Below are 7,966 nucleotides of genomic sequence, written 5' to 3'. Positions count from 1 at the left end.
ATCGTCGTCGATGATCCCTCTTTCGTTTTCACGATTTTCGTCCGGTTCCCGAATCCATCGTACGTATACGCGATCGTCGTTCCATCCGGCCATTGCTCTTCCACTAGTTGATCGAGCGCATCGTAACGGTAAACAATCGCTTCTCCTGTTGGGGACTCGATTTTCGTCCGATTGCCGTTTTCGTCATAACGGTACGTTTCCGCCAACAACTCGGTTCCGTCCGCTGTTCCCACTGACAGACTTTTCACCAAGCCACGGTCATCATACGTGAAGGTTGCGCCCGCTCCGTTTCCAGTCGTAAACGTGCGAACGTGTCCTCTCTCGTCATAATCAAAGCGATACGTATACGTTCCGTCTTGGACGATGGTATTTTGGTCCAAGGCATTGTATTGATAGGTGACGGTTTGGGTAAACGATCCATGCGAGAACAGGAACTGTTGCAATTTATCCGAGGTGATCGGATACGTCCATTTTTGCAATCCCCCGCGGTCGGACTGTTCGATGACCCGATTCGCCGAGTCAAATTTTCTTGTCTTCGTCGTGCCATCCTTTACATATTGCACAGACAGTTCGTTTCCGTTTTTGTCGTAACTGAATTCGTAATACGGAACTCCATTGTAAGAAATCGTGTCGACCCGTTCCGTCCCGTCATACGTCCATTGAATTGTATTTCCTTTCGGCAAGACGGTTTTAATTTTATTGCCGTTCGCATCATATTCATTTGTTGTTACGTCATTAAGCGGACCGACCGTTTTCAGAAGTTTTCCCGTCTTATCATAAGAATAGGTAAATCTTTGTGACGGACCGCTGCTCGTTTGAATGACTTTAGAAGTCATGTTACCGTTCAAGTCATAGTCATAGTTGACAGAAGTTCCGTTCGCCAATAGAAGTTGTTTTAAACGATTGTATGGGTCATACTTGTACTGTTTTTGATTTCCCTTCTCATCGTATTCGCTCAACAGATTTCCTACGGCATCATAGTTCTTTTTCGTGACATACCCGGCTTCATCTGTTTCTTCCTCAACATAGTTGCCATTTGCGTCATACTTGTTTTTCGTTACGACGTTGCCTTCCATCAAGCGAATGGCGTCAAACCAGACCGTTCCTGTGTAGTTTCCGCGGAACATAGCGGATACGTCAATTTTGTCCATTGGCTTAGACGGATTGATCGAAATGGCCGCACGGTTCCAATCTTGCGTACCGATCGGAAAATCAGCCGTATACGTTTGAGTCGTTCCGTCTACAAAATACACTTTCGCGGTAATGGAATAATCGCTTGCACTCACGGTACCGTTGGCTTTGACATCCTGCGCTTTGGAAAGACCTGTGAGTGTCAGACGAAGCGGCGTATCACTTGAAGTTTGCCCTACGATCACCGTCTGCTTATATTCACTAGCTGATTGTGTGGTGCTGGTTCTCGATATTTTGAGAGAGTAAGCCCCGTCGAACGACTCCGTATTATCTACGCTTCCGCCCGTTCCGCTCCAATTCGTCACGCTTCCTTCGAAGCTGCTGTTTAACACTGGATTATAGCTGGAAGAAACTTGAGCTTTCTCTAATTGAACATTATCAAACCATGCTTCCCCTGATGCGGTTGGTGATTTATGCTCGACCTCTAAATAGACGCGTACTTTCGCCACGTTCGAAGGAGTGGTAAACGTCACTTGCCGCTCTGTCCAAGGTCTTGTGCCTACCAATTGACTATAACGATTGTCCGCCCAAGAAATTCGACGATTTTGGCTATCTAAAAATTCAACATTAAAGAACGCACTGGCTTTCGTTAAATTTGTTTTGATTTTTCCACTTAATGTGTATGTCGCATTCGGTTTTACCGCAATTTCTTGCGTAGCGGCCACATAACCGGCTTCTGTACTAGGCGACGTCGAATTCACTGTGATTTTTAACGTCTTTCGTCCAGTCAACCCATTATAAACATTCGTATCTTCCTGTAACTGCCCGGAATCATACGAACGAAGCACAGTCCAAGCGGTCGTTCCCTGTTCAAAGCCGTGATTAGAGAGTAAATTGGGCGCACTGCCCAATGCGTCACTTTCTTCAATCACATTTCCATAGGAATCGTACTTCGCTACAGAAGACGTTTTTCCCGATTGATCGGTTTCGGATACTGGATTTAAGCCATCATACGCAACCGTTGTCTTGTCGCCTTCTGTATCTGTCATGGAGATGACATCGTTATTTGGATTATACTGGTAGGTTTCGGTCCCATAGCTATCCTTCGCTGTTAACACATTTCCATTCGCATCGTACGTATATGATTCCGTCGGTGTAGTGGCCCCAACATCATTCGGATCGTATGATTCCTTTAAATTGTTGCCTTCATACACATATTTCGTTGTAATATTTAAGCCGCCTACGTCATCCACAACCTCAATCGGGTTACCAGCCTCGTTGAAAGTATATTGAGTTTTGCGGCCATTCGGCTTTTGTATGAGCAATCGCCGTTCCGTTGGATCATAGGTCAATGTGTATACATGGTCTTCGGAATCACGTACTTGACTGAGCCTGTCACCATCGTACACGAACTGATTGACAACTGGCTGATCCTCCGTATGTGTCGGCTCGAATACTTTTACTAGACGATCAATCTCATTGTATTCATATCTTGTCACTTCTCCGCCCGTCTGAGTCACCGTCGTTAACAAATCATTCGTGTAGCCATATGTCACCGTCCGATTCATCGGGCCTATGATTTTTTCGATCTTTCCGTCCGGACGATACTGAATGTCTAATTTTCTTCCCGATGCGTCCGTCATCGACGTAAGCTTTCCATTCGAATAACCGTACGTCGTTGCGTTCCCATGACCGTCGACAATTTTGGTTAACTTGCCATCGCTTTTATTAAAATACATTTTCGTTTGATCTTTAGATTTCACGATCCACTCAGTGGTCGTTTCACTTAATTCCAAGTAAACACCTGTTGGCGCTTGGTATGTTCCGTCGGCTCGTTTCATAAATATGTGAAGCGTCCCGTCTTCATCCGTAAATCGCGCTTCATTTCCTTGCGCGACGATGTTCATTTCCGCATCGCTGTGCCAGCCTTTTCCGAATAAACCGGTCCATGGAGACAAGCTATTGTAGGTTCTTGATAGAGCAAGTCCTGGTCCCCTACCCGAAATAGAAACATCTTGTTCATCTATCATGAGATTACCCGTAGCGGCATTGACGCTCCCATACGGCACATCAATGATCGACCAGTAATCTTCCTCCCCTAAATATTCAACCGCCTCAGGAATTTTGACCGTGAATGCATTGCTCGAAAAGATGGTCTCGCCGTCCGCATCATAGGCACTGAGACGGAACCAATAGCTCGTGCTCGTTGCGTATTTTGTTCCCATTTTCGCATACATTGGCGAAGGATCTCTCGGTAGTTCTAATCCTTTTCCATCATGATGCAGCGTTAAAGTACTAGAATTCCCTTGTTCGATTTCTTCGGGGGTCGGCCAAATTCCTTTATTTTGTGTCGTCCAATGATCTACATCTCCTACATCAAAGGCTTCATAGTAAAGCCCATTAAAAATCCAAACCTTGTACCCCGTAGCACCCTCGATTTTATCCCAATCTAGCATGACATAACCAGAGTGACTGCCTAACTGGTTACTGTAGGCAAATCCTGAAGGCGCTGGTGGTATCAGCAACTCCGAAATTTTCGGCATATACGCATCCGAAAAGACGGTTTCTCCTTGAGAGTTATAGGCGCTTACTCGAATCCAGTAGTTGGTAGCCGTTGCATATTTCGTTCCCGCATTAGCATAGACTGGGGACGGGTCAACAGCTAATTCTGTGCCGAGACCGTCGTTTAAATGCAACTTATATCTACCTGCTTGAATTTCCGTGGAGGTTGGCCAATACTTTTTGTTTTTCGTTGTCCAAGAAGTGACGTTCCCGACATCTAACGATTCATAGTAGGAACCGTTAAAAATCCAAATTTTATACCCCGTCGCTCCACTCACAGGATTCCATTTGAAATCGATATATCCTGTTCCATTTCCGTTTGTATAACTTACCCCCGTCGGAGCAGATGGTTTTGCCAAATTCGGAATGGTCGGCATATACGCGCCTGACATGGCGCTTTCGCCTTGAGGAAAAATCGCACTGACTCGGAACCAGTAGTTCTTGCTATTCGGATAACTTCCTCCTGAATTTCGATAGACCGGGGAAGGATCGACAGGAAGCTCCGTCCCTAACTGATCTTGGTGCAGGTCGTATCTTCCAGCGCTAATTTCAGAAGGGGTCGGCCAAATTTTTTTCCCTTTTGTACTCCAGGAAGTAACATTGCCTACATCAAACGCTTCATATGATTTCCCGTTATAAATCCAAACTTTATAACCCGTAGCACCAGGAACCGGATCCCATGATAAATTGATATATCCTGTGCCATCCCCATTACTGAAGGCCGTTCCTGTCGGCGTATTTGGAACTGGTATCGTATACGTAACAGACAAATATGGTTTATAACTGCTGTTCGTAGTGGAAACAACTTTTTTCCAATACGTTTGTCCATTTCCATTCGTATGGAGTTTCAATCCATAATTTGGTTTGGTCCCTGATGCCCACGCTTTGACAGTACTCGTCACATCAAATTGTGCCCATTGGTCTCTTGCCACATCGACTTTGCCAATGTTCGTGGAGGAAGGTTTATTATTCCATGTTAAAGTGCTCGCAGACCATGAGCCGTTGACCGCATCCAACCATAAGCCGGTTGCGGTTGTTGCATAATAGGAGTGTGTAACGTACACGTTAAAAGTAGCGTTCGTTACGTTCATGTTTTCAACGTCGGATATGTCAGGGTTCAAAAACCCATAACAAGTCCCTGTCATTCCATCATAATAACCGACTTTTAACACATATTGCCCTTGCCCAGCATCCCATTTACTTGATGCAGAACTATAGTTCGTTGTCGGATAGGCGCTCATTACAAATGCATCAGCAGCAATAGCAACAGAAGTGCTAGGGTCAATATAAACCGGATAGACGCGCTTCGGATCTTTCAACCACTGCGGATCAGCTTTAACCGTTAAAATATACCCTTGATCATCCTGTTGAAGTTCGTATGTTACATGTTCCGAGCGCTGTGCTTCTCCCGAGTGTTCGTCGATATTCGAATCGACCATAAATGGTTTAGGGAGTTCAAATACTTTTTCATTTTCTTTGTTTGTAAATAAAATCGATCCATCGTCTTGAATATTGGCATGCAAATCGGTTTTCAAACGAAATTTGAAAATGTGATAGCCCGTAAAAGAGTGAAGAACTAAATCTTCTTTCGTTGATTCGTTAAATACGATATTTTGCAAGTCTATATTTGGAAAAATATTTTTATGCACAATCTTATTGTCTTTTTTCTTATAAATAGCGGGAACATCTTTCGCTTGAATCGGCTTCAGTCCATTCCCTGATGCTTCTAAAATAGAATAAGAAATGGAATATTCATTATACAGAAATTTTGCATATTCTCCATCCACCATTTTCTTGTAAAAACGAGGTTCCAAAATCGTATTCTCTGCTTGAACATGATTGGGATGGTCGATGAAGAAAGTGGAAACTTCCTCAAATTGTTTTTCGTTCTTTTTCTTAATATGAATCGGTTCAAAGAAAATTTTTCTGGTAAACGTACCATCACCATTGTAATACACTTTCGTATTCTCTGTTCGTTCCCCTATCAGCTCTCCCGGCTTCAAGTTGATGCTGGGCGCTTCTGGTACTTTAAGAGGTGATTGTTTCATCGCATTGTCAGATTTAGAATAGATGAACTCCGCCAATCCCTCCATAGGAATACTCGTAAAAACTAATAAAAATACTAACCACCAAACAAACCATGTCCTTAGATGCCTCATGTTTTCTCTCCCTATCAATCCTAAGTTGTCTAATTCGAACTGCATGAGGAGATTTTATGCTATAAAAAACATACTCGCAATATTTTTCGACAAACAACTTTCGTCATTATTCGACAGAAATCGATTTTATCACTTAACCTTTCAAACAGTAGTGATAACGGTTTTTTTCAATTGTTTTGTACGATCATCCCGCTATGAGGAATGTGAGGAGTAGATGAACAATTAATGATTTTTTTGGAGGATTTGATTATACTTATTCAAGAAAAGTACAATGAAACATTAACCGCGCCTACTGATGAATCCGCCGAGGACAAATCTTTTAGATTGGGCTCCAATTTCGCATATTTTGATGTACTTGATTTGACAGAATGCCAATTGACAATACACGGAATAAATTCTAATATTATACGAATGTTGCTACTTTCTTAACTTGTTGACCATGAGAAACACTCATTTGTCTAGTCTGAACTTTCAACAAACCACAAAAACAAAATTAATCCTGATACGAAGACATCCTTATTTGATAAAACGATATAAATTCAACAGAGGGATACAAAAATGAGTAAAGCAAAAATTATATTTACTACCATGACAGGCGTTATCATAGGGTTAATCGTTAGTCTTTTATTATTAGTCATAAAAAGTACCGCAAAGGATTTTTTAAAAACATACTCCCTCGATTGGGTTATTGATGTGCTACTCTTTCTTGTATTTATTTTCATTGTAGTGCAATATATCCAAAAGAAAAGAAAAACTTGAAAGAAAGGATGCCCTCATGCGAAGGCATCCTTATTTTTTACTTCTTCAAGTTGTAGAATGTTTTTATTCCATCGTATACTGCCGTTTCACCTAGTTGATCTTCAATGCGAAGCAATTGGTTGTATTTCGCGACGCGGTCTGTGCGTGATGGCGCACCTGTTTTAATTTGACCCGCGTTTGTTGCGACGGCGATGTCTGCGATGGTGCTATCTTCTGTTTCACCAGAACGGTGAGAAATAACAGCTGTGTAGCCTGCGCGTTTTGCCATTTCAATCGCTTCAAATGTTTCGGTTAACGTACCGATTTGGTTTACTTTAATTAAGATCGAGTTGCCGACACCTTGTTCGATGCCTTGTGCTAATTTTTTCGTATTTGTTACGAATAAATCGTCACCGACAAGTTGTACTTTTTTGCCAAGGCGTTCAGTTAATAATTTATGACCAGCCCAGTCATTTTCGTCTAAGCCGTCTTCGATCGAGATGATCGGATATTTGTTGACAAGCTCTTCATACCAAGCAACCATTTCTTCCGACGTTTTCACAACGCCTTCGCCTTCTAAATGGTATTTGCCTGTTTCTTTGTTATATAGCTCAGAAGATGCCACGTCCATCGCAAGCATCACTTCTGTGCCTGGTTTGTAGCCTGCTTTTTCAATCGCTTCGATAATTGTTTCCAACGCTTCTTCATTTGATTTTAAGTTTGGCGCAAAGCCGCCTTCATCACCAACAGCGGTGTTGTAGCCTTTCGCTTTTAACACTGATTTTAAGCTATGGAAAATTTCCGCACCCATACGGAGCGCTTCACGGAAGTTTGGTGCGCCCACTGGCATAATCATAAATTCTTGAATGTCAACGTTGTTATCTGCATGCGCACCGCCGTTTAAAATGTTCATCATTGGCACTGGCAATGTTTTTGCGTTAAATCCGCCTAAATATTGATATAGAGGAATGCCTAAGTAGTCAGCAGCTGCGCGTGCAACAGCCATCGATACGCCAAGAATAGCGTTAGCACCTAATTTCCCTTTATTTTCTGTACCGTCTAGTGCAATTAATGCACGGTCGATGGCAACTTGCTCTGTCACATCGTAGCTACCAATTAATGCTGGTGCAATGACTTCATTTACGTTTTTCACTGCTTGTAATACACCTTTACCAAGGTAACGGCCTTTGTCACCATCACGCAATTCAACCGCTTCGTATTCACCAGTTGAAGCTCCGCTCGGTACGAGCGCACGTCCGAACGCACCGGATTCTGTGTATACTTCTACTTCTACTGTCGGATTGCCGCGAGAGTCTAATACTTCACGAGCATAAATGTCGATAATTGTTGGCATCGTTCATCTCTCCTTTTACAAT

The 7,966-nt window shown here is 42.8% G+C and carries 2 protein-coding genes; both read right to left on the bottom strand.

Annotated features, from left to right (window positions below; genetic code table 11):
- Positions 1–5,132, bottom strand: a 5,132-nt coding sequence (locus HNQ82_RS12385) for a DNRLRE domain-containing protein (RefSeq protein WP_183250023.1), incomplete at its 3' end; no start/stop codon positions are given.
- A gap of 1,516 nt (positions 5,133–6,648) precedes the next feature.
- Complete coding sequence (gene eno / locus HNQ82_RS12380) at positions 6,649–7,944, bottom strand: phosphopyruvate hydratase (RefSeq protein ID WP_004892483.1); 1,296 nt, start codon at positions 7,942–7,944, stop codon at positions 6,649–6,651.
- Between the last annotated feature and the right edge of the window lie 22 nt (positions 7,945–7,966).

The sequence above is a fragment of the Anoxybacillus tengchongensis genome (genome assembly GCF_014201585.1).
Taxonomy (GTDB): Bacteria; Bacillota; Bacilli; order Bacillales; family Anoxybacillaceae; genus Anoxybacillus; species Anoxybacillus tengchongensis.
This window is presented reverse-complemented; position numbering and strand designations above follow the sequence as displayed.